Source organism: Olavius algarvensis spirochete endosymbiont (assembly GCA_900608495.1).
In the GTDB taxonomy this organism is placed as follows: Bacteria; Spirochaetota; Spirochaetia; order DSM-2461; family DSM-2461; genus UBA2779.
This window is the reverse complement of the sequence record UWYT01000326.1, coordinates 1-669: the sequence shown is the minus strand read 5'-3', so window position 1 is coordinate 669 and position 669 is coordinate 1. Positions and strand designations below refer to the sequence as shown.

Here is a 669-nt window from a genome sequence, read left to right as displayed (position 1 = left end):
CTTCCTTTCTAACTGACGCCCAAAGGATAGACAGAATGCGTGTGCATTCTGCCCATCGCCTGGGCTAAGGACGCCGCCAAGCCCCCTGACGGCTCCTTTGAGTCTTATAAGGAATGCGCAGCAAAGCTGCAGGTAGAGTTAGAAGATTCCCAGCTCAAAAGAGGGGCCGCAGCACTGGCCGTGCCTTAAGCCCAAGTGAGGGCGGGCCTGCTTGAGGATGAAGAACTTTGTATTCCAACTTGAGTAGCGAAACAGTTGAGCTAGCAGTTCCCTAGCCATAAGGTTCTCTGAATGTAGACTTTTCGTTAATACCATTTTTGGTCAAAGATATCTGGACTCAATCCTAGAAGTTCATGAAATGCATCCAGAATTTTCTCACTCATCATCCTGTTACCGAGTATACCTACTGAACAAACTATGGCATCATCGGAAATAATATCGATCAGCATCCTTACATCGTCAACTTTTCTCTTTCGGTCAATCTTCTGAGCCGCCACAATCAATTCCGACATCTTGTTAACAGCGGAATCATCGACTATAAGGAGTTTGCAATCATGAAAACCTTCCCTCATATCTTCTTTTGTTACAGGAACTTCAGTCAATGTGTTAAATGACATGAAGTATACGATCAAGGTTGTATCTCTTTTGCTAAGAATAGCTTTCAAAGTC

Annotated in this window: 1 protein-coding gene; it reads right to left on the bottom strand. The window is 44.2% G+C overall.

Annotated features, from left to right (window positions below):
• Window positions 1-305 precede the first annotated feature (305 nt).
• A partial coding sequence (locus S1OALGB6SA_RS10450; RefSeq protein ID WP_195910420.1) for a hypothetical protein occupies window positions 306-669 on the bottom strand: 364 nt, incomplete at its 5' end.